At 70.7% G+C, this 23,814-nt stretch carries 19 protein-coding genes and 3 tRNA genes; 14 read left to right on the top strand and 8 right to left on the bottom strand.

Features of this window, described 5'->3' with window-relative positions; translation table 11 throughout:
• Positions 1 to 105: 105 nt before the first annotated feature.
• The 5 genes from ACIBEI_RS25505 (at position 106) to ACIBEI_RS25485 (ending at position 9,132) form a co-directional block, all read left to right on the top strand.
• Positions 106 to 2,454 (top strand): DNA polymerase III subunit gamma and tau, encoded by a 2,349-nt coding sequence (locus ACIBEI_RS25505; protein WP_398892566.1) that lies wholly within the window; start codon positions 106 to 108, stop codon positions 2,452 to 2,454.
• Positions 2,455 to 2,628: 174 nt separating this feature from the next.
• Positions 2,629 to 3,888 (top strand): phosphoribosylamine--glycine ligase, encoded by a 1,260-nt coding sequence (purD, locus tag ACIBEI_RS25500; RefSeq protein ID WP_398892564.1) that lies wholly within the window; start codon positions 2,629 to 2,631, stop codon positions 3,886 to 3,888.
• A 325-nt stretch (positions 3,889 to 4,213) separates the two neighbouring features.
• Positions 4,214 to 6,040 carry a hypothetical protein gene (locus ACIBEI_RS25495; protein ID WP_398892698.1) on the top strand — a complete coding sequence of 609 codons (1,827 nt, stop codon included), beginning with the start codon at positions 4,214 to 4,216 and terminating at the stop codon, positions 6,038 to 6,040.
• Between the two features lie 505 nt (positions 6,041 to 6,545).
• Complete coding sequence (locus tag ACIBEI_RS25490) at positions 6,546 to 8,072, top strand: N,N-dimethylformamidase beta subunit family domain-containing protein (RefSeq protein ID WP_398892562.1); 1,527 nt, start codon at positions 6,546 to 6,548, stop codon at positions 8,070 to 8,072.
• A 160-nt stretch (positions 8,073 to 8,232) separates the two neighbouring features.
• Positions 8,233 to 9,132 carry a phosphoribosylaminoimidazolesuccinocarboxamide synthase gene (locus tag ACIBEI_RS25485; RefSeq protein ID WP_398892560.1) on the top strand — a complete coding sequence of 300 codons (900 nt, stop codon included), beginning with the start codon at positions 8,233 to 8,235 and terminating at the stop codon, positions 9,130 to 9,132.
• Between the two features lie 60 nt (positions 9,133 to 9,192).
• Here the strand turns inward: ACIBEI_RS25485 and ACIBEI_RS25480 are convergent.
• The 8 genes from ACIBEI_RS25480 to ACIBEI_RS25445 form a co-directional block, all read right to left on the bottom strand.
• A tRNA-Gly gene (locus ACIBEI_RS25480) sits at positions 9,193 to 9,265 on the bottom strand.
• Between the two features lie 23 nt (positions 9,266 to 9,288).
• A complete protein-coding gene (locus ACIBEI_RS25475; RefSeq protein ID WP_398892558.1) occupies positions 9,289 to 9,909 on the bottom strand; it encodes a response regulator in 621 nt (206 codons plus the stop codon).
• Positions 9,906 to 11,222, bottom strand: a complete 1,317-nt coding sequence (locus ACIBEI_RS25470; protein WP_398892697.1) for a sensor histidine kinase — start codon at positions 11,220 to 11,222, stop codon at positions 9,906 to 9,908. The genes ACIBEI_RS25475 and ACIBEI_RS25470 overlap by 4 nt, the downstream gene beginning before the upstream one ends.
• A gap of 35 nt (positions 11,223 to 11,257) precedes the next feature.
• Positions 11,258 to 12,067 (bottom strand): ABC transporter permease, encoded by an 810-nt coding sequence (locus tag ACIBEI_RS25465; protein WP_398892556.1) that lies wholly within the window; start codon positions 12,065 to 12,067, stop codon positions 11,258 to 11,260.
• A complete protein-coding gene (locus ACIBEI_RS25460; RefSeq protein ID WP_398892554.1) occupies positions 12,064 to 13,026 on the bottom strand; it encodes an ABC transporter ATP-binding protein in 963 nt (320 codons plus the stop codon). The genes ACIBEI_RS25465 and ACIBEI_RS25460 overlap by 4 nt, the downstream gene beginning before the upstream one ends.
• Positions 13,027 to 13,190: 164 nt before the next feature.
• A tRNA-Gly gene (locus tag ACIBEI_RS25455) sits at positions 13,191 to 13,266 on the bottom strand.
• Positions 13,267 to 13,347: 81 nt separating this feature from the next.
• A tRNA-Gly gene (locus tag ACIBEI_RS25450) sits at positions 13,348 to 13,419 on the bottom strand.
• Between the two features lie 222 nt (positions 13,420 to 13,641).
• Entirely contained in the window at positions 13,642 to 13,959 is a 318-nt protein-coding gene (locus ACIBEI_RS25445; RefSeq protein ID WP_055613837.1) for an Lsr2 family protein, read from the bottom strand.
• A gap of 370 nt (positions 13,960 to 14,329) precedes the next feature.
• On the opposite strand from ACIBEI_RS25445, the gene purS reads away from it, so the two are divergent.
• The 9 genes from purS to purM all read left to right on the top strand — a co-directional run bounded on the left by purS (position 14,330) and on the right by purM (position 23,624).
• Positions 14,330 to 14,593 carry a phosphoribosylformylglycinamidine synthase subunit PurS gene (purS, locus tag ACIBEI_RS25440; RefSeq protein WP_055613836.1) on the top strand — a complete coding sequence of 88 codons (264 nt, stop codon included), beginning with the start codon at positions 14,330 to 14,332 and terminating at the stop codon, positions 14,591 to 14,593.
• Positions 14,590 to 15,270: a phosphoribosylformylglycinamidine synthase subunit PurQ gene (purQ, locus tag ACIBEI_RS25435; protein ID WP_398892551.1), complete on the top strand. Its 681-nt coding sequence runs from the start codon at positions 14,590 to 14,592 to the stop codon at positions 15,268 to 15,270. The genes purS and purQ overlap by 4 nt, the downstream gene beginning before the upstream one ends.
• A complete protein-coding gene (gene purL, locus ACIBEI_RS25430) occupies positions 15,267 to 17,525 on the top strand; it encodes a phosphoribosylformylglycinamidine synthase subunit PurL (RefSeq protein ID WP_398892549.1) in 2,259 nt (752 codons plus the stop codon). The genes purQ and purL overlap by 4 nt, the downstream gene beginning before the upstream one ends.
• Before the next feature lie 193 nt (positions 17,526 to 17,718).
• Positions 17,719 to 18,213 carry an ArsR/SmtB family transcription factor gene (locus tag ACIBEI_RS25425; protein ID WP_398892547.1) on the top strand — a complete coding sequence of 165 codons (495 nt, stop codon included), beginning with the start codon at positions 17,719 to 17,721 and terminating at the stop codon, positions 18,211 to 18,213.
• A gap of 31 nt (positions 18,214 to 18,244) precedes the next feature.
• Positions 18,245 to 19,138 (top strand): peptidoglycan DD-metalloendopeptidase family protein, encoded by an 894-nt coding sequence (locus ACIBEI_RS25420; RefSeq protein ID WP_398892545.1) that lies wholly within the window; start codon positions 18,245 to 18,247, stop codon positions 19,136 to 19,138.
• 10 nt (positions 19,139 to 19,148) lie between these two features.
• Complete coding sequence (locus ACIBEI_RS25415; RefSeq protein WP_398892543.1) at positions 19,149 to 19,946, top strand: sterol carrier family protein; 798 nt, start codon at positions 19,149 to 19,151, stop codon at positions 19,944 to 19,946.
• A gap of 97 nt (positions 19,947 to 20,043) precedes the next feature.
• Positions 20,044 to 20,904 (top strand): META domain-containing protein, encoded by an 861-nt coding sequence (locus tag ACIBEI_RS25410; RefSeq protein WP_398892541.1) that lies wholly within the window; start codon positions 20,044 to 20,046, stop codon positions 20,902 to 20,904.
• A gap of 73 nt (positions 20,905 to 20,977) precedes the next feature.
• On the top strand, positions 20,978 to 22,504 hold the full coding sequence (purF, locus tag ACIBEI_RS25405; protein ID WP_143643622.1) for an amidophosphoribosyltransferase: 1,527 nt from the start codon (positions 20,978 to 20,980) through the stop codon (positions 22,502 to 22,504).
• Positions 22,505 to 22,556: 52 nt separating this feature from the next.
• On the top strand, positions 22,557 to 23,624 hold the full coding sequence (gene purM, locus ACIBEI_RS25400) for a phosphoribosylformylglycinamidine cyclo-ligase (RefSeq protein ID WP_398892538.1): 1,068 nt from the start codon (positions 22,557 to 22,559) through the stop codon (positions 23,622 to 23,624).
• Positions 23,625 to 23,814 lie beyond the last annotated feature (190 nt).

Raw genomic sequence — 23,814 nt, 5'->3', positions numbered from 1 at the left:
TGCGGCCCTCGTGGACCCCAGGGTGTGGCCCAGCGCCGGTGGGGTGGAGCGGTGAAGTCCGGCGGGCGGTGCTCGTTGTCAGTGGGCGCCTATAACCTCGTACGTGTGTCGTCTCTCGCGCTGTACCGCCGTTATCGCCCGGAGTCGTTCGCCGAGGTCATCGGGCAGGAGCATGTCACCGACCCGTTGCAGCAGGCGCTGCGGAACAACCGGGTCAATCACGCGTACCTGTTCAGCGGGCCGCGTGGGTGCGGGAAGACGACCAGCGCGCGGATCCTGGCGCGGTGTCTGAACTGCGAGCAGGGGCCCACACCGACGCCGTGCGGGGAGTGCCAGTCCTGCCGGGACCTCGCGAGGAACGGGCCGGGTTCCATCGACGTCATCGAGATCGACGCCGCCTCGCACGGTGGCGTGGACGATGCCCGTGACCTGCGAGAGAAGGCGTTCTTCGGGCCCGCGAGCAGCCGGTACAAGATCTACATCATCGACGAGGCCCACATGGTCACGTCGGCGGGGTTCAACGCGCTGCTGAAGGTCGTCGAGGAGCCGCCCGAGCACCTCAAGTTCATCTTCGCCACCACCGAGCCCGAGAAGGTCATCGGGACCATTCGCTCGCGTACGCATCACTATCCGTTCCGGCTCGTGCCGCCGGGGACGCTGCGGGAGTACCTGAGCGAGGTGTGCGGGCGCGAGGGCAGCCCCGTCGAGGACGGGGTGCTTCCGCTGGTCGTGCGCGCCGGGGCCGGGTCCGTGCGTGACTCCATGTCCGTCATGGACCAGCTGCTGGCCGGTGCCGGGGACGACGGCGTCACGTATGCCATGGCCACCTCACTGCTCGGTTATACGGACGGGTCGCTGCTCGATTCCGTGGTCGAGGCCTTCGCCGCGGGGGACGGCGCCGCCGCGTTCGAGGTCGTGGACCGGATCATCGAGGGCGGAAACGATCCTCGGCGGTTCGTCGCCGATCTGCTGGAGCGGTTGCGCGATCTCGTCATCCTCGCGGCCGTGCCCGACGCCGGGGAGAAGGGGCTCATCGACGCTCCCGCCGATGTCGTGGAGCGGATGACGGCCCAGGCCGGAGTGTTCGGCGCCGCCGAGCTCAGCCGGGCCGCCGATCTCGTCAACGAAGGACTGACGGAGATGCGCGGGGCCACCTCGCCCCGCCTCCAGCTCGAACTGATCTGCGCGCGCGTGCTCCTGCCCGCGGCCTACGGCGACGAGCGGTCCCTCATGGCCCGGCTCGACCGCATCGAGCGCGGGGTCAACTTCACGGGGGCGGTGGCTGCCGGAGCGCCCGCCATGGGGTACGTGCCCGGGCCCGACGCGCATGCCGGGATGCCGACCGGGGTGCCGGGGGGCGGCATGGCCGCTTCCGCTCCTCCCGCTCCTCCCGGTCCCTCCGTTCCGCCGGGTGGCGGGCCCGACGCGGCTCGCGCTGCGGTGCGGGGAGCGGGGGGGCCCGGTGGAGACACGGGTCTCGGGGCGGCCTCAGCCCCCACCCCAGCCCAGGCCCCCGCGCCGGCCCAAGCCTCCCCGGGAGCCGTACCTCCTCCCGCCCCGGCCACACCCGCGCCCACGCCCACCCCCGCTCCCGAACAGCCGCCCGCCCAGGCTCCCCCCGCCGCCCCCGCGGCCGGCGCCGCTCCCGGTGCCTGGCCCGCCGCGACCGCCGCGGGCAGTGGCAGGCGGCCCGGCGGGTGGCCGACCGCCACACCCGCGGGCGGAGGGCAGCCACCGGCCGCCGCTCCCGGTCCGCCCGCGGCCCAGGCCGCCCAGCCCCAGGCGCAGGCGCAGCCCCCCGCACCGGCGGCCGCGTACGCCTCCCCTCCTCCCACCGGTGGACCCGACCCCCGCATGCTGTGGCCGAACATCCTGGAGGCGGTGAAGAACCGACGCCGCTTCACCTGGATCCTGCTCAGCCAGAACGCGCAGGTGACCGGCTTCGACGGCACGACTCTCCAGATCGGTTTCGTCAACGCGGGCGCTCGGGACAACTTCGCGAGCAGCGGCAGCGAAGAGGTGCTGAAGCAGGCGCTGACCGAGCTGTTCAACGTGCACTGGAAGGTCGAGGCGGTCGTCGACCCCTCCGGCGGTTCGGGACCGCCGCCCGCACCCGGCCCCGGGTCCGGCTACGGCGGTGGTTATGGCGGTGGTTACGGCGCTGGGGGCGCCCCGGCCCCGACGGCACCGCACCCTGCCCCGCAGCCGCAGCAGCCGTCGGCTCCAGCTCCCCGGCCTGCCTCCTCGGCACCCCAGTCCCAGTCCCAGTCGGCGCCCGCATCCAGTCCCGCGCCCGCTCCCCGCCCCTCCGCGCCCGAGCCGCCCCCCATCTCCCCCGAGGACGACACCCCGGAGGACGACGATCCGGACCTCGACGAGTCCGCCCTGTCGGGCCACGAACTGATCGTGAGAGAGCTGGGAGCGACGGTGGTGGAGGAGTTCTCGAACGAGTAGCAGCGAGCAGCAACCAGCAGCAGCAATGAGTAGCAACCAGCAGCAGCAATGAGCGGCAGCCAGTAGCGGCAATGAGCAGCAACCAGCAGCAGCAATGAGCAGCAACCGGTAGTTGTGAGCAGTGGCGGGCCCACGTCGACCCGCCCCCGAAACACGGCAGCTAGTCTGACCCCCGTGAAGGTCCTAGTAATCGGCGGCGGTGCCCGCGAACACGCCCTGTGCCGTTCTCTCTCCCTCGACCCCGACGTCACCGCGCTGCACTGTGCCCCAGGCAACGCGGGTATCGCCGAGGTGGCCGAGCTGCACCAGGTCGACGCCCTCGACGGCAAGGCAGTGGCCGCGCTGGCCACGGAGCTCGGCGCCGAGCTGGTGGTCGTCGGCCCGGAGGCGCCCCTCGTCGCCGGGGTCGCCGACGCCGTGCGCGAGGCGGGCATCCCGGTGTTCGGCCCCTCGAAGGAGGCCGCCGAGCTGGAGGGCTCCAAGGCCTTCGCCAAGGACGTCATGGCGGGCGCGGGGGTACCCACGGCCCGCTCGTACGTCTGCACGAACCCCGAAGAGGTCGACGAGGCGCTCGACGCCTTCGGAGCCCCGTACGTCGTGAAGGACGACGGTCTCGCGGCCGGCAAGGGCGTCGTCGTGACCGCCGATCTCGACAAGGCCCGCGCGCACGCCAACGCCTGCGACCGTGTGGTCATCGAGGAGTTCCTCGACGGCCCCGAGGTCTCCCTCTTCGCGATCACCGACGGCGAGACGGTCGTCCCGCTGCAGCCCGCGCAGGACTTCAAGCGCGCGCTCGACGGCGACGAGGGGCCGAACACCGGCGGCATGGGCGCGTACTCGCCCCTTCCGTGGGCCGACCCGAAGCTGGTCGAGGAGGTCATGCAGACCGTTCTGCAGCCGACCGTCGACGAGATGCGCCGCCGCGGCACCCCCTTCTCCGGGCTCCTCTACGCCGGTCTCGCGATCACCTCGCGGGGCGTACGGGTCATCGAGTTCAACGCCCGCTTCGGCGACCCCGAGACCCAGGTCGTCCTCGCCCGCCTGAAGACCCCTCTCTCCGGAATCCTCCTCGCGGCGGCCGACGGCACCCTGGTCGACCTCGAACCCCTCCGCTGGAGCGACGACGCGGCCGTCACGGTGGTCATCGCCTCGCACAACTACCCGGACACCCCGCGCACCGGCGACCCCATCGAGGGCCTCGACGAGGTGGCGGTACAGGACGCCCCGCACGCGTACGTCCTGCACGCGGGCACCAGGCGCGACGGCGACGCCGTCGTGAGCGCGGGCGGCCGGGTGCTCTCCGTCACGGCCAGCGGCAAGGACCTCACCCAGGCCCGCGCACGCGCGTACGAAGCGGTCAACCGAATCCACCTCGACGGCGGCCAGCACCGTACGGACATCGCGGCGAAGGTGGCGGGGGCAGCGCAGGCGTAACCGACAGTTACGCCCCTTCACCTGCGTCAACATGCATCGAAGAACGACCCCGGGCCCCGGATCCCGCACAGGATCCGGGGCCTTTTCGTCAGCCACCTCTGCCCAAAGCCATTCCATCGAGTGACCGATGCCCCATCCGGCTGACGAGGGCCGGGGCCCCAACTAGGGTGCGGCGCAAGCGTTCCGGCACTTGGCCCACCGGCATTGCGATGTCGGTCGTGGGTGCCACAGTGGGGGAGTGAGCAACGCCATGGACGTCCGCCGGCAGTGGCTGGGTATGCACGCGCCGGGCGGGCAGTAGGGGGTGACACCGGTCGTGTCCGGTATGGGTGTGGAGGTGGGCGCGCAGGCCGCGCGCTCACGGGCTCTCGCCGTGCTGCGGGTCCGCAGCCGGGCGCTGGCCGTCGCCCTGCTGCCCGCGGCCGTCGCCGTCGTGCTGCTCGTCGGCGGGTCGACGGGCCACATCGACGGCCCCGGCTGGGCGGTCACGCGCGGGATCGTGTCGGGGTTCGCCCTGTTCGTTCTCCTCGCCGCGGCGGGCATCGCGCTGGTCGTGGCCCGTTCCCGGCCCGCCGTGAGCCCCACGGTCACCATCGCCGAGGAGTCGGCGCCCGATCTCTACCGCATGGTGCGCGACCTGGCCGACCGCCTCGAAGTGCCCGCGCCCTCCGCGATAGCGCTCACCCCGGACTGCGACAGCTGGCTGGAGGACCGCACCCACCGGGCCCACGGCACGCCCAGGCCGGAGTCCCGCGACGAGATCGAGGGCGTACCGGGCGTCCGGGGCCTCCCCTCGGCCCACCGCCGTCCGCCGGCCGCGCCCGTCCTCGTCATCGGCTCGCCCTTCCTGTGGTGGATGCGGGTCGGCGAACTGCGCGCCGTCCTCGCGCCGGTCGTCGCCGGTACGGGACCGTCGGCGCACCCCGACATAGCCGCGGCCCGGCGTTTCGTCCGGGGGCTCGACGCTGCGGTGGCCGTGACCTCGGCGCCCCGCGGGCCCCTGTCCAGGACGGTGCTCGGCGGGGTCGGCTGGGTGGTGCGGCTTCTGTTGCGGAGCTGCCGTGGGCACGCCGCCGAGATGGAGCGGGGTGTCGCCGCCGCGGCGGCGGAGCGTGCACAGGCTGTGGATTACGGTCTGCGGATCGTCGCCCAGGAACAGGTGGGGCTGGCGTACGCGGGCTGGGACCGGCTGCTGACGCGGGTCGCGCTGCCCGCCTGGCGGATGGGCCGCTGGCCCTCCCGGCTCGACGCGGGCGTGGTCGCGGCCCTCACCGAGCTGTCGCGGCGCGACCGCCTCGCCGAGGGGTTCGCCTCCCGGCTCGGCGAGCGGCCCGCCTGTGACCTGCTGGAGGAGCCCGGCGCGATCGACGAGGCGGCGTCCCTGCTGGCGGCGCGCCTCTTCCACGGCGGACCGGCCGAGACCGGGCCGGACTGGGCGCCGGTCGACTGGGACGAGTATCCGGACGAGGTCGTGGACCGGAAGTGGCGTACGGACGCGGCGCGGTTGCACCGGGTGTTGGACGCGCTCGGCGTGAGCCGGTCCTCCGGGGCCGGCGCCGGCGCCTCGGATCCGGAGGGGCCGACGCTGGCCCGGGTGATGGATCACCTGAGTGACGGGGAGCCGGGGGAGCCGGGGGAGGCGCGGGAATCCGGGGATCCTGGGGATCCGGTGGCCGTGGAGAGGCCCGAGACCGCGGCGTACGAGGACGTTGACGTTGACGAGGGCGGCGGGCCGGAGAACGAGCGGAGTTCGGCGCTGGCCGCCGGGCTCAGTGCGGAGGTGGCGCGGGAGGAGGCCGCGGTGTCGGCCGGGGCCGCCGCTCCCTCCGGAGCCGCCGGGCAGGTCGGTCCCGACATGCCTCTCTGGGACGACGGTTCGCTGCCGCTCTTCCCTCTGCAACCGCCTCGGACCGGGCGGGAGTTGCTGGCCGACCATGTCACCGCGATGGTCTGCTGCGCGGCGATGGACACCGCCGGGGCCGCTCCTGGGCTCGACTGGCTCGACGGTCCGTCCCTCCTCATCAACGGCGAACGTTCCGTGGACCTCGGACCCCGAGTCCTGAGCCTCATCGAGGAGGGCGACCCCGCCCCCCTCCGCACCTGGCTCCTCCACCTCGGCATACGCCCCGAGAAACCGGTCCGTCTGGTCTGACGCCAGACCCTTTTTTCGCCCCCGCCGCCCCTACCCATTCCCGTCCCTACTCAGGGGCTCCGCCCCCGAACCCCCGAATCGCGCTGAACGCGCTCGTCCTCAAACGCCGGACGGGCTGAAAGAGGCCGGACGAGCTGGAGGTGGCCAGGCGGGCCGACAGTGGCCGGACGAAGAAGCGGCGGGCCGGGCTGGAAGCGGGGCGCAGCCCCAGCTTCCAGGGGCGCGGGGAACTGCGCGACCAGCCCCCACCGGACCCCCCCGTCACCACCCACCGGACCCGCACGTCACCACCCACCGGACCCCCCCGTCACCACCCACCGGACCCGCACGTCACCACCCACCGGTCCCCCCCTCCCCCCGGAACCCGCCCAACCGCCGGAGGCAATTCGCAACGAACGGTGACGGTGTGCGTGCGTAATGTGATGTGCTGGGACCGCTCATTGACAAGGCAAGGGCCTGCACAGGCCGGCAGGGGCTGACGGGGGCACGAGGGAGGGAACGCGGTATGGGGTCGGAGCAGATTCGCCGGTGGGAGTCGGGAGCGCTGGCGCATGCCGTCACGGATCCCTTCGGGCAGGGCCCCCTCCCATGGCTGCGCGGCAGTGAGCACTACTTCGACGACACGGGCCACGTCGTCCCCTGGTACGTGGACCACGCCCCACCTCCGGGCGCGACGTCCCCCGGCGGCCGCAGCCGCCACGGAACCACCGGCCCGCGCGTCCCCACCCCCCGCCAGACCGCCGGAGACCCCCGTACCGCGGACGACGTCCACCGGCAGATCAAGGGCTTCGCCTCCACCGGCGCGGCCGCCCCCGGCGAGGCCATCGACTTCCACATCACGGTCGACCCGCCGCAGCAGTTCAGCGTGGACATCTACCGCATCGGCCACTACGGCGGCGACGGCGCCAGCAAGATCACCACCAGCCCCCGCCTCCCCGGCATCGTCCAGCCGCCCCCGCTCACCGCGGACCGCACGGTCTCCTGCCACCACTGGTGGCTCTCCTGGCGGCTGCAGATCCCGACATACTGGAGCATCGGCGCGTACGTGGCCGTGCTGACCACCGACGACGGCTACCGCTCCCACATCCCGTTCACGGTCCGCGACAACCACCCCGCCGACCTGCTGCTCCTCCTCCCGGACATCACCTGGCAGGCGTACAACCTCTATCCGGAGGACGGCCGCACGGGCGCGAGCCTCTACCACGCGTGGGACGAGCACGGCCGGCTGCTCGGCGAGGCCGAAGCCGCCACGACGGTGTCGTTCGACCGCCCGTTCGCGGGCGCCGGCCTCCCCCTCCACGTCGGCCACGCCTACGACTTCATCCGCTGGGCCGAGCGCTACGGCTACGACCTCGCGTACGCCGACGCCCGCGACCTGCACGCCGGCCGCGTCGACCCCACCCGCTACCGGGGCCTGGTCTTCCCGGGCCACGACGAGTACTGGTCGACGACCATGCGCCGCACCGTGGAGGTCGCCCGCGAGCACGGCACGTCCCTCGTCTTCCTCTCCGCCAACACCATGTACTGGCAGGCGGAGCTGGGCCCGTCCCCGTCCGGCGTCCCCGACCGCCTGCTGACCTGCCGAAAACGCCGCGGCCCGGGCAAACCCGCACTGTGGCGCGAGGTCGACCGCCCCGAGCAGGAACTCCTGGGCGTCCAGTACGCGGGCCGGGTCCCCGAGGCGCACCCCCTGGTCGTCCGCAACGCCGACCACTGGCTGTGGGAGGCGACCGGCGCCCACGAGGGCGACGAGCTGGAGGGCATGGTCGCCGGCGAGGCCGACCGCTACTTCCCGCGCATCACGCTCCCCGAGCACCAGGGCCGCATCCTCCTCTCCCACTCCCCGTACCGGGACACCGAGGGAGCCATCCGCCACCAGGAGACGTCCCTGTACCGCGCCCCCTCCGGCGCCCTCGTCTTCGCGGCCGGCACCTTCGCCTGGTCCCCGGCCCTGGACCGCCCGGGCCACATCGACACCCGCGTCCAGCGCGCCACGGCCAACCTCCTGGACCGCATCTGCAAACGCGACTGAGCCCGTAGAGCCTGTGGAACCTATAGAACCGAGCCCGTTGAGCTGGAGGAAAACCCTCAGAACCGAACCCGTGGAGAACCCTCACACCCGACCCCTGGCCGGCCCGGTTCCTCCCGTACGGGAGAATCGACCCAGTTGGCCAGAACGACGGGGAGGAACCGTGTCCGGATTCGTAGAAAAGCCCGAGCCCGTCGAGGTGCCGGGTCTGGTGCATCTGCACACCGGCAAGGTGCGCGACCTGTACCAGAACGAGGCGGGCGACCTCGTGATGGTCGCCAGCGACCGCATCTCCGCCTTCGACTGGGTGCTGCCCACGGAGATCCCCGACAAGGGCAGCGTCCTGACGCAGCTCTCGCTGTGGTGGTTCGACCAGATCGCCGACCTGATGCCGAACCACGTCATCGGCACCGACCTCCCGCCCGGCGCCCCCGCCGACTGGGCGGGCCGCACCCTGGTCTGCAAGTCGCTGCGGATGGCCCCGGTCGAGTGCGTGGCCCGCGGCTACCTCACCGGCTCGGGTCTCGTCGAGTACAACCAGACCCGCACCGTCTGCGGTCTCGCCCTCCCCGAGGGGCTGAGCGACGGCTCGGAGCTGCCCGCCCCGATCTTCACCCCGGCCACCAAGGCCGCCGTCGGCGAGCACGACGAGAACGTCTCGTACGAGGAGGTCGCCCGGCAGGTCGGCGCGGACACCGCGGCCCAGCTGCGTCAGGCGACGCTCGCCGTGTACGGCCGGGGCCGTGACATCGCGCGCGAGCGCGGGATCCTCCTCGCGGACACGAAGTTCGAGTTCGGCTTCGACGGCGAGACGCTCGTTGTCGCCGACGAGGTGCTCACCCCGGACTCGTCCCGCTTCTGGCCCGCGGACCAGTGGGAGCCGGGCCGCGCGCAGCCCTCGTTCGACAAGCAGTTCGTCCGTGACTGGCTGACCTCCGCCGAGTCCGGCTGGGACCGCAAGAGCGAGCGCCCGCCGCCCGCCCTGCCCCAGCAGGTCGTGGACGCCACCCGCGCCAAGTACGTGGAGGCGTACGAGCGCCTCACGGGCACCACCTGGAGCTGAGCGCCCTCGGTGAGCACGAAGAAGCCCCCGGTCGCGATGACCGGGGGCTTCTTCCTGTTGAGCGGACGACCAGGTTCGAACTGGCGACCTCAACCTTGGCAAGGTTGCGCTCTACCAACTGAGCTACGTCCGCGCTGCGCCGTGGCGCGAGAGCAACTATACCCAACCTCGCTCCCGCGCGAGACGCACCGCAGAGTGCCGGTTCTCCACCCCGAGCTTGGAGACGGCCGACGACAGATAGTTCCGTACGGTCCCCTGCGACAGCGCGGCCCGCTCCGCGATCTCCGCGACGGGCGCCCCGTCGCCGGCCAGTTCCAGCACCTCCGCCTCGCGCGCGGTCAGCGGCGAGTCCCCGGAGGAGATCGCGTCGGCGGCCAACTCCGGGTCGACGTAACGGTTTCCGGCATGGACGGTACGGATGATCTCCGCGAGCCGCTGTGCGCTGACGGTCTTCGGGACGAACCCGCGCACACCCGCCGCAAGCGCCCGCTTCAGATGCCCCGGCCGCCCGTGACTGGTCACGATCAGCACCCGGCACGCGGGCAGTTCGACCCGCAGCGATGTGGCCACCCTCACACCGTCCGCCCCGGGCATCTGGAGATCCAGAACCGCCACGTCGGGTTCGTGGGCCCTGGCCATCGCCAGCGCCTCGGGCCCACTCGCCGCCTCCGCCACCACGACCAGGTCCTCCTCAAGCCCGAGCAGCGCGGCGAGCGCCCCCCGGATGAGGTGCTCGTCGTCGGCGAGCAGCAGCCGGATGGGTCGTACGGGCGTCATGGGGCGACCTCTTCGTTCACTGGGCGTGGGGCGGGAGACGGGGAAGAGGACGGCGGTGGTGACGTGGACGGCGGCCCTGACGCGGACGACGAGGAGGTGGGCGTCGCAGGCAGCGGAATCGCGGCCACCACCCGGAACCGGTCACCGTCGACCGGCCCCGCCTCCAGCGTCCCGTCCACCGCCGACAACCGCTCCCGCAGCCCGGCGAGGCCGGACCCCTTGCTGGTGGGCGTACTCGGCACCCTGTCCCTCTCCACCCCGTCGTTCTCCACGGTCAGGACCACGCGGTCCCCCTCCACTCGCAGTGCCACCCGGCAGTGCCCCGCGTCCCCGTGCCGCAGCACGTTCGTGGTCGCCTCCCGTACGACCCAGCCGAGCGCCGACTGGACCGCCGAGGGCAGCTCCGACGCGGATCCGGTCACCGTGCACTCGACTCCGGCCGCGGTCAGCACGCCTTGCGCGCCCAGGAGTTCGACGCCGAGGTCGACCTCGCGGTAGCCGCGTACGACCTCGCGGACCTCCTTCTGCGACTCACTGGCGATCCGCTGCACCTCGATCATCTGGTCCACGGCCTCGGGCCGTTCGCGGCGGGCGAGCTGGACGGCCAGCTCGCTCTTCAGGGCGATCACCGCGAGGTTGCGGCCCATCACGTCGTGCAGGTCGCGCCCGAAGCGCAGCCGCTCCTCGGCGACGGCGAGGCGGGCGCGGGTCTCGCGGGCCGCGTCGAGTTCGAGCACGGAGTGCAGCAGCCACACCGAGAAGGTGGAGGTGAGGCAGAGGACCCCGCCGATGAGCAGCACCGCGAGCGCGGTGGCGGACGCAGTGGCCGCGGGCCGTCCGATCAGGAACGCCGCGACCCAGGTACCCGCGGCGAAGCCGCTCAGCAGTGCCAGTACGCGCCGTCGACGCGTCCCGAGCGCCATCATGCCGATCCCGAAGGGCACCACGACGACGAAGAACGTGCCCGCCGCGGTGTCGATGTCGTCGCCGGCCGGTCCGTGCTCGGAGACGACGAGCGCGCCGATCCCGAGCAGCGCGGTGAGGACACCGAGCGCCGCGGTCAGCCGTACGGGCTGCTCACGGCGGCCGCACGTCCAGTCGAGCGCCCGTGACGAGGTCACCGCCCCCAGCACGGCGTGCACGGTCAGCGGCAGGAACAGCCAGAGCGCGAGTGGCGCCCCCACCTGACCGAAGGCCGGCAGCCCGATCGCCGTCACCTCGACCAGCGCGAAGGTGTGGAAGGACCAACGGGTGTACGTCTCGACCTTCCCCGGCGTGCTCTGCGCCCGCCACCAGGCTCCCGGCCCGCGCATACCCGCCTCCGTCTTTCCGTCGTCGTTCTCGGCCGTCAGTGTCGCGGTTCCCAGCGGAACCACCGCCGTACAGCAAACACCGAGAGCACGACCCAGGCCACCGCTGTGGCGATGGCGCCCAGGGTGTCGTACGCGCCGAGGTCCCCGGTCCAGCCACCGCGTATGAGCGTGATCACCGGGGACAGCGGCAGCAGTTCGCAGACGGTGGCGAGGCGGTCGGGCATCAGCTCGAACGGTATGAAGGTGCCGGAACCCATCATGGACACGAGCAGCAACGGCATCGCCGCGACCTGGGCGCCCTCCAGGCTCCTGCTGAAGCTCGCGACGACGGCCGCGACGGGGGGCCACATGACGAGTCCCAACAGCAGACCCAGGACGGCGAGGTGCGGTGCCTCGGGTGCTCCCACGTCGAGGAGTGCCGCGCACGCGATCGTCAGGACCACGCACTGCACGAGGCCGATCAGGACCGACGGCAGCGCGGCACCCGCCAGGATCTCCACGTCCCGCAGCTCGCCGGTGCGCAGCCGCTTGAGCACCAGCTCATCACGCCGGGCGGCGTAGACGCTGACCAGCGTGCTGTAGACGGCGAAGAGCAGGGAGAAGCCGATGGCGGAGGGCAGGATGACCGAGCCGACCGAGAGCCCCGCCTCCGCCAGGTCCATGTCCTCGACCGCCCCGCGAAGGCTGAAGGGCATGATCAGCGGCACGAACAGGGCCGCGAAGAACGTGGCCTTGCTGCGTCCGAGCAGCGTCAGTTCGGCCCGCGCGAGAGCCGTCATCCGCCGGGCGGCGGTCGCGGTCGTACCGGCCTGTGCGGCGGCCTTGGTCACAGTCTCGGCGCTCATGCCACGTGCTCCTTCTCGGCCGTCATCTCCGACATCTGCGACGCCTCACGGGCTATCCGCAGGAACGCCTCTTCCAGCGACCCCGACCGGACGTCGAGCCCCCGCAGCTCGACCCCGGCCCGCTGTGCCCAGAGGAGGAGCTCGGTGGCGGCCCGCTGCAGTTCGAGCGTCCGCAGCCGGAGCGTCCGGCCGTCCATCTCGTGGTCGGTGATCCCGAGCGAGGCGAGGGGCGGCAGATCGCCGGGGAAGTAGCCGGCGGGCAGCTCGAAGGAGATCCGGGACGGCTGGGAGGCGGTCACCTCGGCCGGAGTACCGGTGACGGCGATGCGCCCGGCGTGCAGGATCGCGAGCCGGTCGGCGAGCCCTTCCGCCTCCTCCAGGTAGTGCGTGGTCAGCACCACGGTGGTGCCGGTCTCGCGCAGTTCGCGCACCAACTCCCAGGTCTCCTGGCGCCCTTCGGCGTCGAGTCCGGTCGTCGGCTCGTCCAGGAAGAGCACCTCGGGGCGCCCGAGGATGGCGCACGCCAGGTCCAGTCGCCGCTTCTCGCCCCCGGACAGCTGCTTCACACGTACGCCGGCCCGCCGCGACAGGCCGACCAGCGCCAGCGCCTCACGCTCCGGCCGGGCCCCGCTCGTGCAGCCCGCCCACATCCGTACGGTCTCCGCGACGGTCAGCTCGGACGAGAAGCCGCCCTCCTGGAGCATGACGCCGATGTGCGGGCGCACCGCGGCGCGTTCGGTGTACGGATCGTGGCCCAGGACGCGCACCTGGCCGCCGGACGGCGGTGCGAGCCCTTCGAGCAGTTCGACGGTGGAGGTCTTGCCCGCACCGTTGGTCCCGAGGAGCGCGAACAGCTCCCCGCGGCCGACGGAGAAGGACACCCCCCGCACCGCCTCGAACTCTCCCCCGTACACACGTCGTAGATCCGTGACCTCGATCACGTGCTCGTTCGTGTTCATGAGACCAGCCTCCCCGCCGCCGACGGGCGGGAGCAGTGCGCGCTGTCACCGCTGCACATGACAAATGTCAGACGGCCTCGGTCAGAGGAGCCGGTCTCGGTCACGGAGCGCACATGCCGGCACACGAGAAAGGCCCCGATCGTGATGACCGGGGCCTTACTTGCTGGAGCGGACGACCAGGTTCGAACTGGCGACCTCAACCTTGGCAAGGTTGCGCTCTACCAACTGAGCTACGTCCGCATTTGCCTCCGACCGGCTCTCACCGATCGGCGCAGACACCAGCCTACCTGATCGAAAACGCTGACCAGACCGGCAGTGCAGAGCGGGTGACAGGAATTGCACACTGCGCCTTCCCCCTGGAAGGGGGATGTTCTACTACTGAACTACACCCGCGTGACTCCGGGACCGGGCCTTTCGGCCTTGCCCCTCGGCGTGCTCCAGACTCTAGCTGATCAGCAGGGGTACTACGCAAGTCGGCTGCTCCCAGGGCCGGATGAGGACCCTGGGAGGTCCGGCAGGGCCGCGCCCCTGAAGGGGCGCGGGGAACTGCGCGACCAGCCCACTCGAACCGGCACCCGACAACGGACCCGCGGAAGCCACGCCTCCCACCGGGGGTCACTGCGCAGCGCTGAACGCCTCATACACCCGCTTGGGGATCCGCCCCCGAGCCGGCACCTCCATCTTGTGCGACTGGGCCCACGCCCGAACCGCCGCCGGATCGGGCGCAACGGCCGTCTGCCGGTACGCCTTGCCGGACCGGGACCGCTTGCGCCCGGCCTCCAGGTACGGCTCAAGCGCCTTACGCAGTTTCTTGGCATTGGCTTGATTCAGGTCGATCTCGTACGACTTGCCGTCCAGACCGAAGGCGATCGTTTCCGCCGCTTCCGAGCCGTCGATGTCGTCGAAGAGAGTGACTACGACACGCTGCGCCACGAATATCGGTCCCTTCGTGCGGCACCTCTCCAGCGACACGTGATGACGTGCGGAGATGCCGACTGTCCGGCTGTTTTTATGGGCGATTGGGCAAAGTATCGGCTATTGCCAATTCCTTTGTACAGTGCCCGGCAATCCAATGTGAAGCTCGACTAAATCTCTTGGCGTGTCCCAAGGCAATAGGGGACCGGGTCCCGATCCGGATCTTTCCCAGGATTTTTCGTGAAGGTAGCCCCTTCATCCCCGGTCGATAGCGTCTCGATGCGGAATCGTGATGGCCATCACGTAGATTCCTACGAATCTACCCGCGTAGAAATTTTGTACGGGTAGTCTGAACGAACCTGCTCAGCACCACACACCGGGAGTGCCAGTGGCACGCGTCGTAGTCGACGTCATGCTCAAGCCGGAGATCCTCGACCCCCAGGGCCAGGCGGTGCAGCGTGCACTGCCGCGTCTCGGTTTCGAAGGCATCGCCGACGTACGTCAGGGAAAGCGATTCGAACTGGAAGTGGACGGACCGGTGGACGAAGCCGCCCTCGCCCGCATCCATGAACTCGCCGAATCCTTCCTCGCCAACACCGTGATCGAGGACTTCACCGTCAAGGTCGAGGAAGTCGCGGAGGCAGGAAAGTGACCGCTCGTATTGGCGTCGTCACTTTCCCGGGAAGCCTCGACGACCGGGACACCCAGCGCGCGATCAAGCTCGCCGGTGCCGAACCCGTCGCTCTCTGGCACAAGGACAAGGACCTCAAGCAGGTCGACGCCGTGGTGCTGCCCGGCGGTTTCTCGTACGGCGACTATCTGCGCGCAGGAGCGATCTCGCGCTTCTCGCCGGTGATGGAGACCGTGATTGAGCAGGCGAAGTCGGGAATGCCGGTGCTCGGCATCTGCAACGGCTTCCAGATCCTCACCGAGGCCCATCTCCTCCCGGGCGGGATGCTCGGCAACGACCATCTGCACTTCATCTGCCGTGACCAGAAGTTGCGGGTGGAGAACGCGGAGACGTCCTGGACCGCCGACTACGAGTCCGGCCAGGAGATCCACATCCCGCTGAAGAACATGGACGGGCGGTACGTCGCCGACGAGCACACGCTCGACATGCTGGAGGCGGAGGGCCGCGTCGCGTTCCGTTACGTGGACTTCAACCCGAACGGCTCGCTCAACGACATCGCCGGCATCACGAACGAGGCCGGCAACGTCGTGGGCCTCATGCCGCACCCCGAGCACGCCGTCGAGCCCCTCATCGGGTCCGGCCGCACCGACGGCCTCCCCTTCTTCACCTCGATCCTCAAGAAGCTGGTCAACGCATGAGCCGGACGCCTCTGGACACGGTCGAGCACGCGGCCGAGACCCCCGACGTCGAGCTGCCCTGGGCCGAACTCGGCCTGAAGAAGGACGAGTACGAGCGGGTCGTGGAGATCCTCGGCCGCCGCCCGACCGGCGCCGAGCTGGCCATGTACTCGGTCATGTGGTCCGAGCACTGCAGCTACAAGTCCTCGAAGGTCCACCTTCGCCAGTTCGGTGAGAAGGCCCCGCAGTCGGACGCCCTCCTTGTCGGCATCGGCGAGAACGCGGGCGTCGTCGACGTCGGCCAGGGCTACGCGGTCACCTTCAAGGTCGAGTCGCACAACCACCCGTCGTACGTCGAGCCCTACCAGGGCGCGGCCACCGGCGTCGGCGGCATCGTGCGCGACATCATCGCGATGGGCGCCCGCCCGGTCGCGGTCGTCGACCCGCTGCGGTTCGGCGCGGCCGACCACCCCGACACCAAGCGCGTACTCCCCGGTGTCGTCGCCGGCATCGGCGGCTACGGCAACTGCCTGGGCCTGCCGAACATCGGCGGCGAGGTCGTCTTCGACGCCTGCTACCAGGGCAACCCGCTGGTCAACGCCGGTGCCATCGGCGTCATGCGGCACGAGGACATCCACCTCGCGAAGGCGTCGGGTTCGGGCAACAAGGTCATTCTGTACGGGGCCCGCACGGGCGGCGACGGCATCGGCGGCGCCTCCATCCTGGCCTCCGAGACCTTCGACGACGCCAAGCCGTCGAAGCGTCCCGCCGTCCAGGTCGGCGACCCCTTCCAGGAGAAGCTCCTCATCGAGTGCACCCTGGAGGCCTTCGCCGAGAAGCTGGTCGTCGGTATCCAGGACCTCGGCGCGGCCGGACTGTCCTGCGCCACAAGCGAGTTGGCGTCCAACGGCTCCGGCGGCATGCGCGTGACGCTGGACGACGTACCCCTGCGCGACTCGACTCTGTCTCCCGAGGAAATCCTCATGAGCGAGTCGCAGGAGCGCATGTGCGCGGTCGTCGAACCGGCGAAGGTCGACCGGTTCCTGGAGATCTGCGACAAGTGGGACGTCATCGCCACGGTGATCGGTGAGGTCACCGACGGCGACCGCCTGGAGATCTTCTGGCATGGCGGCAAGATCGTCGACGTCGACCCGCGCACGGTCGCGCACGACGGCCCGGTCTACGAGCGCCCGTACGCCCGCCCGGAGTGGCAGGACGGGCTTCAGGCGGACGACGCCAACAAGCTGGCCAGGCCCGCCACTTCGGAGGAGCTGAAGGACCAGGTCCTCCAGCTGGTCTCCTCCCCGAACCAGGCCTCCAAGTCCTGGATCACCTCCCAGTACGACCACTTCGTGCAGGGCAACACCGTGCTGGCGCAGCCCGAGGACTCGGGCATGATCCGCATCGACGAGGAGTCCGGCCTCGGCGTCGCGATCGCCACGGACGGCAACGGCCGCTACACCAAGCTGGACCCGTACCACGGCGCCCAGTTGGCCCTGGCCGAGGCGTACCGGAACGTGGCGACGACCGGTGCCAAGCCGCTCGCCGTCTCCGACTGCCTGAACTTCGGTTCGCCCGAGGACCCGGCCGTCATGTGGCAGTTCGCGGAGGCCATCCGTGGACTGGCCGACGCCTGCCGGCAGTTGGGCACCCCGGTGACCGGCGGCAACGTCTCGCTCTACAACCAGACGGGCGAGGTGGCGATCCACCCGACGCCGGTCGTGGCCGTGCTCGGTGTCATCGACGATGTCGCCCGCCGCACGCCGGTCGCCTTCAAGGAGGAGGGGCAGCTGCTCTACCTCCTCGGCGACACCCGCGAGGAGTTCGGCGGTTCGGCCTGGTCGCAGGTCGTCCACGACCACCTCGGCGGTCTGCCCCCGCAGGTCGACCTGGAGCGCGAGCGGCTGCTCGCCGAGATCCTGATCTCCGCCTCCCGGGACGGCATGATCGACGCCGCGCACGACCTGTCCGACGGCGGTCTGATCCAGGCCGTGGTCGAGTCGGCGCTCCTCGGCGGCAAGGGCGCGCGTCTCGTCGTACCGGACGGGCTCGACGCCTTCACGTTCCTCTTCTCCGAGTCCGCGGGCCGCGCGATCGTCGCGATCCCGCGCTCCGAGGAACTCCGCTTCAACGACATGTGCGGGGCGCGCGGTCTGCCGGTCACCCGCATCGGTGTCGTGGACGGTGACGCGGTCGAGGTCCAGGGCGAGTTCACCCTGCCCCTGACCGAGCTGCGCACGGCCCACGAGGGAACGATCCCGGCGCTGCTCGCGTAGACGCTCCGCTGGGGGGCGGGGCTTCGTCTGCGAGTCCGTTGTGGCTTGTCGCGCAGTTCCCCGCGCCCCTGTCGGGGCGCTGTTGTTGACGCATGTCGAAGGGCCCGACCGGAATCTGGTCGGGCCCTTCGACATGCCCGAGTGCCCAGCGCCGCCTCTTGACCGCTTCTACGTAATTACGTAATCTCGCATCATGGAGCTGGAGCAGCGCGTCGCGGAGTTGGAGCGGCGTCTCGACGCCCTGGAGAGTGGTGAGCCCGCCGCGCGTGCGGGTGACGGCGACTTCTGGGCTCTCGAAGGGCTCAAGGCGCAGCTGGCCGAGGTCGACGGCGGTGGTGTGCTGTTCACGGGTTCGGTGCGGCTGCCGACCGAGGAGCGGTACGAGTGGCAGTACGGCATGACCACCGACCAGCTGCTCGACGCCGACTGGAGCGAGGCGGCCGACGTCTTCGCCGCGCTCGGGCACCCCATGCGGCTGCGGCTGCTGCGCGAGATCGTCGGCGGCCGGCGCACGGCCACCGAACTGGCCGGGCTCGACGACGTGGGCACGAGCGGCCAGATCTACCACCACCTGCGGCAGTTGACCGCCGCGGGCTGGCTCCGGCAGGCGGGGCGTGGCCGCTACGAGATCCCGGGGAGCCGCGTCGTACCGCTCCTCGTGGCCCTCACCACGGCTCAACCGGTCTGAGTCCTCGACGACTTCCGGCCCTGGGGGAACCATGTCCGTCCGCAAGACCGCGATGATTCTGTACCGGATATTCCTGCCGACCGGCTTCGCCCTGGTCCTGTGGGACGTCTTTCTTCCCGGCTATCCGTTCGGCTGGGGGTGGGCACTCCTGCCGCTGCTGGTGGCCTTCCCGCTCTGGATGTTCGTGAGCCGGACCGGGCCCCGGCGCGAGGTCCTCGACCATCCGCCGGTCGAGGTGGAGCCGCCCGTCAGGGGTCGCTGGTCCGCCATGAACAGTCCGGCCACCAAGGTCCCCAGTCACGGCACGCACGCGTACGGCCAGACGTACGCGATCGACATCGTGTCGGAGCCCGCCGCACCGGAGAACAGCCGCCCCGCCTTCGCCAGGCTCTGGCCGGTCGTCCGCCGCAGCCGTGCTTTTCCCGCGTACGACGAGCCACTGTTCGCCGTGGCCGACGCCACCGTCGTGCACGCGTCCGACTGGATGCGCGATCACCTCAGCCGCAACTCCCTTCCGGCGATCGCCTACTTGCTGCTCGTCGAGGGGACGGTCAGGGGGCTCGGCGGCGCCCCGTGGATCACCGGCAACCGCATCGTGCTCGACCTGGGCGACGGGGTCTACGCGATGTACGCCCACGTGAGGCGCGGCTCGCTCAAGATCAAGCCGGGCGACCGTGTACGCGCGGGGCAGCAGATCGCCCGCTGCGGCAACTCCGGCAACTCCACCGAGCCACACGTGCACTTCCAGCTGATGGACGGCCCGGACCTCGACGCGGCCCGCGGAATCCCCTTCACCTGGAGCGGAATCGGAGTCCCGGCCAACAAGGAGACGTTCACAGCAGCGCCCCAAAGGGGCGCGGGGAACGGCGCGACCAGCCACGACGAACCCGCACACGAAGTACCCCCCTCCAAGCGGAGCGCATAGGCTCGCCGCCATGCCACCGGCCAAGAAGCGCGCCCGCACCTACGACCCGGCGAAGACCCGCGCGGCGGTCCTCGCCCAGTTCGGGAACGTACGGGAGGCGGTGCGCGGCCTGACTCACGAGCAGCTCGCCGGGCCGACGCGGCTCGGCGACTGGACCGTACGGGAGCTGGCCGCGCACGTCACGATGGCCGCCGAGACCGTCAGCCGGAACCTGGAGAGGGACGAACCGGCGAAGGCGGAACTGACCCTGCTGGAGTGGCCGTTCGCGACCGGTGCCAGGGCGGACGACATCGCCGAGGGCACCCGCGAAGTGACCCGGGCGAACCCGGACCTCGACGCGCTCTACGCCCACACGGAGCAGCGCCTCGCCGAGCACCTGGCGGCGGCCCCCGGCGCTCGCGTGCTCGCCGCCCGCACGGGCTCCATGACCCTCGCCGACTATCTCGTCACCCGCACGGTGGAGCTGGTCGTCCACACCGACGACCTCAACGCGGCCGTCCCGGGGCTCGACGTCCCGTACGACCGCCAGGCCCTCGCCGCCTGCACCCGCCTCCTCGCCGACGCGCTCGCCGCGAAGGCGCCCGGCGCCTCCACCGAGGTGCGCGTACCGCCGTACGCGGTCGTGCAGTGCGTGGAGGGCCCGCGCCACACCCGCGGTACCCCGCCGAACGTCGTCGAGACCGACCCGCTGACGTGGATCCGGCTCGCGACCGGGCGCCTGGAGTGGAAGGCGGCCCTGGACGAAGCGAAGGCCAGTGCGAGCGGGGAACGCGCCGACCTGGGCGGACTGCTTCCCCTTATGCGCTGACGGCGGCGCCGGTCCCGGAGCCGGCGCACGGGGCGGGCGTTGCGCGGCCGTTATCCGGCGAGGGAACCAAGCACCCCACCCGTCCCGTCAAAGCGGCATGCACACGCAGCGTCTCAACCTCAGCGTCCTCAGCCCGCGGGTCGGCCTCAGCGCCCTGGCAGTCACCGGACTCCTCGCCACAGCAGCCTGCGGAACGGAGAGCGGCAGCGATGATTCCGGTTCCGGTTCCGTCGGCACGCGGCAGGCCACCGGCATCACCGGCAAGCAGTGGAACGTCGAGAGCGTGACGGCCGACGGCAAGACGCAGGACGCCCCGGCCGGCGTCCACATCGAGTTCGGCAAGGACGGCAAGGTGGGCGGCAACTACGGCTGCAACCACTTCGGGGCCACCGCCGAGATCGAGGGCGACACGATCACGATCGGCGACGACACCTTCAAGACCGAGATGGCCTGCACCGCCGACGGGACGATGGGCTTCGAGTCCCGACTCGGCGGCATCATCTCCGGCAGCACGTTCAAGGCCGAGGTCAACGACGACAAGCTGACGCTCACCACGGAGAACGGGTACACCGTGAAACTCACCGCCGAGAAGCCCGCCGAGCTCCACGGCACCAAGTGGAACGTCACCGCGATGACGAAGGGTGCGGCAGGGGGCGAATCGGGCGTGGCCCTGGCCTCCGAGGCCGAGGGCAAGGTCCACCTCACCTTCGACAAGGACGGCACCGTCCGCGGTCAGCTCGGCTGCAACAAGGTGACCGCCAAGGCGACGGTCGGCGACGGCACTATCACTCTGGGCGCGCCGGGCACCACCCGGAAGATGTGCTCCGCCTCACTCATGGACACCGAGAAGACCCTCCTGAAGCTCTTCGGCGGCACCGTGAAATACCAGCTGAAGGGCAGCAAGCTCACGCTGACCAGCGAAAACGGCCCGGGCCTCGAAGCGGTCGCCGCCAAGTGATCCATTAGGGGCAGCGTATTGCCGGGCATTCCCCAATTCGGACCAGTGGTCGATCTCGCCTACACTCGGTGGCGTGCCACGTGGTGACGGTCGACTCAGTCATGATCTGCTCCCCGGCGAGAAAGGACCCCAGGACGCTTGCGGCGTCTTCGGAGTCTGGGCTCCCGGTGAAGAGGTCGCCAAGCTCACTTACTTCGGGCTCTACGCCCTCCAGCATCGAGGCCAGGAATCCGCGGGAATCGCGGTCAGCAACGGCTCCCAGATCCTTGTCTTCAAGGACATGGGGCTCGTGTCCCAGGTCTTCGACGAGGCGTCCCTCGGTTCGCTCCTGGGTCATATCGCGGTCGGTCACGCCCGCTACTCGACCACCGGCGCGTCCACCTGGGAGAACGCCCAGCCCACCTTCCGTGCCACCGCGCACGGCTCCATCGCGCTCGGCCACAACGGCAACCTGGTCAACACGGCCGAGCTCGCCGAGATGGTCGCCGACCTGCCCAAGCAGGAGGGCCGCACCCCGCGTGTGGCGGCGACCAACGACACGGACCTGCTCACGGCCCTGCTGGCCGCCCAGGTCGACGACGACGGCAAGCCGCTGACCATCGAAGAGGCCTCCGGCAAGGTCCTCCCGCAGGTCAAGGGCGCCTTCTCGCTCGTCTTCATGGACGAGCACACGCTGTACGCGGCCCGTGACCCGCAGGGCATCCGCCCGCTGGTCCTCGGCCGCCTGGAGCGCGGCTGGGTCGTCGCCTCCGAGTCCGCCGCCCTCGACATCTGCGGCGCCGCCTACGTCCGCGAGATCGAGCCGGGCGAGTTCGTCGCCATCGACGAGAACGGCCTGCGGACCTCCCGATTCGCGGAAGCGAAGCCCAAGGGCTGTGTCTTCGAGTACGTGTATCTGGCCCGTCCGGACACGGACATCGCCGGCCGGAACGTGTATCTCTCCCGTGTCGAGATGGGCCGCCGTCTCGCCAAGGAAGCCCCCGCGGAGGCCGATCTGGTCATAGCGACTCCGGAGTCGGGCACGCCCGCCGCGATCGGTTACGCGGAGGCCTCCGGCATCCCATTCGGTGCCGGTCTGGTGAAGAACGCGTACGTGGGACGTACTTTCATCCAGCCTTCACAGACCATTCGCCAGCTGGGCATCCGGCTGAAGCTGAATCCGCTCAAGGAAGTCATCAAGGGCAAGCGCCTGGTCGTCGTCGACGACTCGATCGTGCGCGGCAACACACAGCGCGCGCTGGTCCGGATGCTCCGCGAGGCGGGCGCGGCGGAGGTCCACATCCGGATCTCCTCGCCCCCCGTGAAGTGGCCCTGCTTCTTCGGCATAGATTTCGCCACCCGCGCCGAGCTGATCGCCAACGGCATGACGATCGAGGAGATCGGCACCTCGCTGGGCGCCGACTCCCTCTCGTACATCTCCATCGACGGCATGATCGAGGCCACGACCATCGACAAGCCGAACCTCTGCCGTGCCTGCTTCGACGGCGAGTACCCGATGGCGCTCCCGGACCCCGAACTGCTCGGCAAGCAGCTCCTGGAGACCGAGCTGGCCGCCGGGCCTGCCGCCACGGCCGCGGCCGACGCGATCCGTCGCCCGTAGACAGCCCGTAATACCTGCTCACCTGCAGTACGACACGAAAGTTCTCACCGTCATGTCTGAGACAACTGGTGCCAGCTACGCAGCTGCGGGCGTCGACATCGAAGCGGGCGACCGCGCCGTCGAACTCATGAAGGAGTGGGTGAAGAAGACGCAGCGCCCCGAGGTCCTCGGCGGCCTCGGCGGCTTCGCCGGCCTCTTCGACGCCTCCGCCCTCAAGCGGTACGAGCGCCCGCTGCTCGCCTCCGCCACGGACGGCGTCGGCACGAAGGTCGACCTCGCCCGGCAGCTCGGCGTGTACGACACCATCGGCCACGACCTCGTCGCGATGGTCATGGACGACATCGTGGTGTGCGGCGCCGAGCCGCTCTTCATGACCGACTACATCTGCGTCGGCAAGGTCCACCCGGAGCGCGTGGCGGCCATCGTCAAGGGCATCGCCGAGGGCTGTGTCCTGGCGGGCTGCGCCCTGGTGGGCGGCGAGACGGCCGAGCACCCCGGCCTCCTCGGCCCGGACGACTTCGACGTCGCGGGCGCCGGTACGGGCGTTGTGGAGGCCGACCGGCTGCTCGGCGCGGATCGCATCCGTACGGGTGACGCCGTGATCGCCATGGCGGCCTCAGGCCTTCACTCGAACGGGTACTCACTCGTCCGGCATGTCCTCTTCGACCGCGCCAAGCTGAAGCTCGACCAGCACGTCGCGGAGTTCGGCCGCACGCTCGGCGAGGAGCTCCTGGAGCCCACCAAGATCTACTCGCTGGACTGCCTGGCCCTGACCCGCACGACCGACGTACACGCCTTCTCGCACATCACGGGCGGCGGTCTCGCGGCCAACCTGGCCCGGGTGATCCCGGACGGCCTCCACGCGATCGTCGACCGCGCCACCTGGACCCCGGCCCCCGTCTTCGACCTCGTGGGCACCACCGGTCAGGTCGACCGCCTGGAACTGGAGAAGACCCTCAACATGGGCGTCGGCATGATCGCGATCGTCCCCGAGGACTCCACGGACGTGGCCCTCGCCACACTGGCGGACCGTGGCGTCGAAGCCTGGGTGGCAGGCGAGATCACGGACCGGGGCGACCACGAGACGGGCGCGGCCCTGATCAACGACTACGCGATCTGATCAATTCGCCTGGGCTGGGGCGCCCCTTTTAGGGGCGCGGGGAACTGCGCGACCAGCCACAACGGACCGCAGGTCACAACCGACCGTAGCCATCCCCCGCCCCAGCGGAGCGACCACGCGCAAAACCCGGTCCGGCGAACTGCCCGGACCGGGTGAAGCGCACCTGTAACGGCTAGCGCAGCGAAAAGGC

The organism is Streptomyces sp. NPDC050988, from assembly GCF_044456225.1.
Taxonomy (GTDB): domain Bacteria; phylum Actinomycetota; class Actinomycetes; order Streptomycetales; family Streptomycetaceae; genus Streptomyces.
Note: the sequence above shows the minus strand (reverse complement) of the source record. Positions and strands in the feature narration are given on the sequence as shown.

Excerpts from the sequence above, each read along its gene's own strand:
- ACIBEI_RS25495 (WP_398892698.1), top strand. The coding sequence starts at position 4,214 with ATGGGTGTGGAGGTGGGCGCGCAGGCCGCGCGCTCACGGGCTCTCGCC.
- ACIBEI_RS25490 (WP_398892562.1), top strand. The coding sequence starts at position 6,546 with ATGGGGTCGGAGCAGATTCGCCGGTGGGAGTCGGGAGCGCTGGCGCAT.
- ACIBEI_RS25475 (WP_398892558.1), bottom strand. The coding sequence starts at position 9,909 with ATGACGCCCGTACGACCCATCCGGCTGCTGCTCGCCGACGACGAGCAC.
- ACIBEI_RS25470 (WP_398892697.1), bottom strand. The coding sequence starts at position 11,222 with ATGCGCGGGCCGGGAGCCTGGTGGCGGGCGCAGAGCACGCCGGGGAAG.
- ACIBEI_RS25465 (WP_398892556.1), bottom strand. The coding sequence starts at position 12,067 with ATGAGCGCCGAGACTGTGACCAAGGCCGCCGCACAGGCCGGTACGACC.
- ACIBEI_RS25460 (WP_398892554.1), bottom strand. The coding sequence starts at position 13,026 with ATGAACACGAACGAGCACGTGATCGAGGTCACGGATCTACGACGTGTG.
- purL (WP_398892549.1), top strand. The coding sequence starts at position 15,267 with ATGAGCCGGACGCCTCTGGACACGGTCGAGCACGCGGCCGAGACCCCC.
- ACIBEI_RS25425 (WP_398892547.1), top strand. The coding sequence starts at position 17,719 with ATGGAGCTGGAGCAGCGCGTCGCGGAGTTGGAGCGGCGTCTCGACGCC.
- ACIBEI_RS25420 (WP_398892545.1), top strand. The coding sequence starts at position 18,245 with ATGTCCGTCCGCAAGACCGCGATGATTCTGTACCGGATATTCCTGCCG.
- ACIBEI_RS25415 (WP_398892543.1), top strand. The coding sequence starts at position 19,149 with ATGCCACCGGCCAAGAAGCGCGCCCGCACCTACGACCCGGCGAAGACC.
- ACIBEI_RS25410 (WP_398892541.1), top strand. The coding sequence starts at position 20,044 with ATGCACACGCAGCGTCTCAACCTCAGCGTCCTCAGCCCGCGGGTCGGC.
- purM (WP_398892538.1), top strand. The coding sequence starts at position 22,557 with ATGTCTGAGACAACTGGTGCCAGCTACGCAGCTGCGGGCGTCGACATC.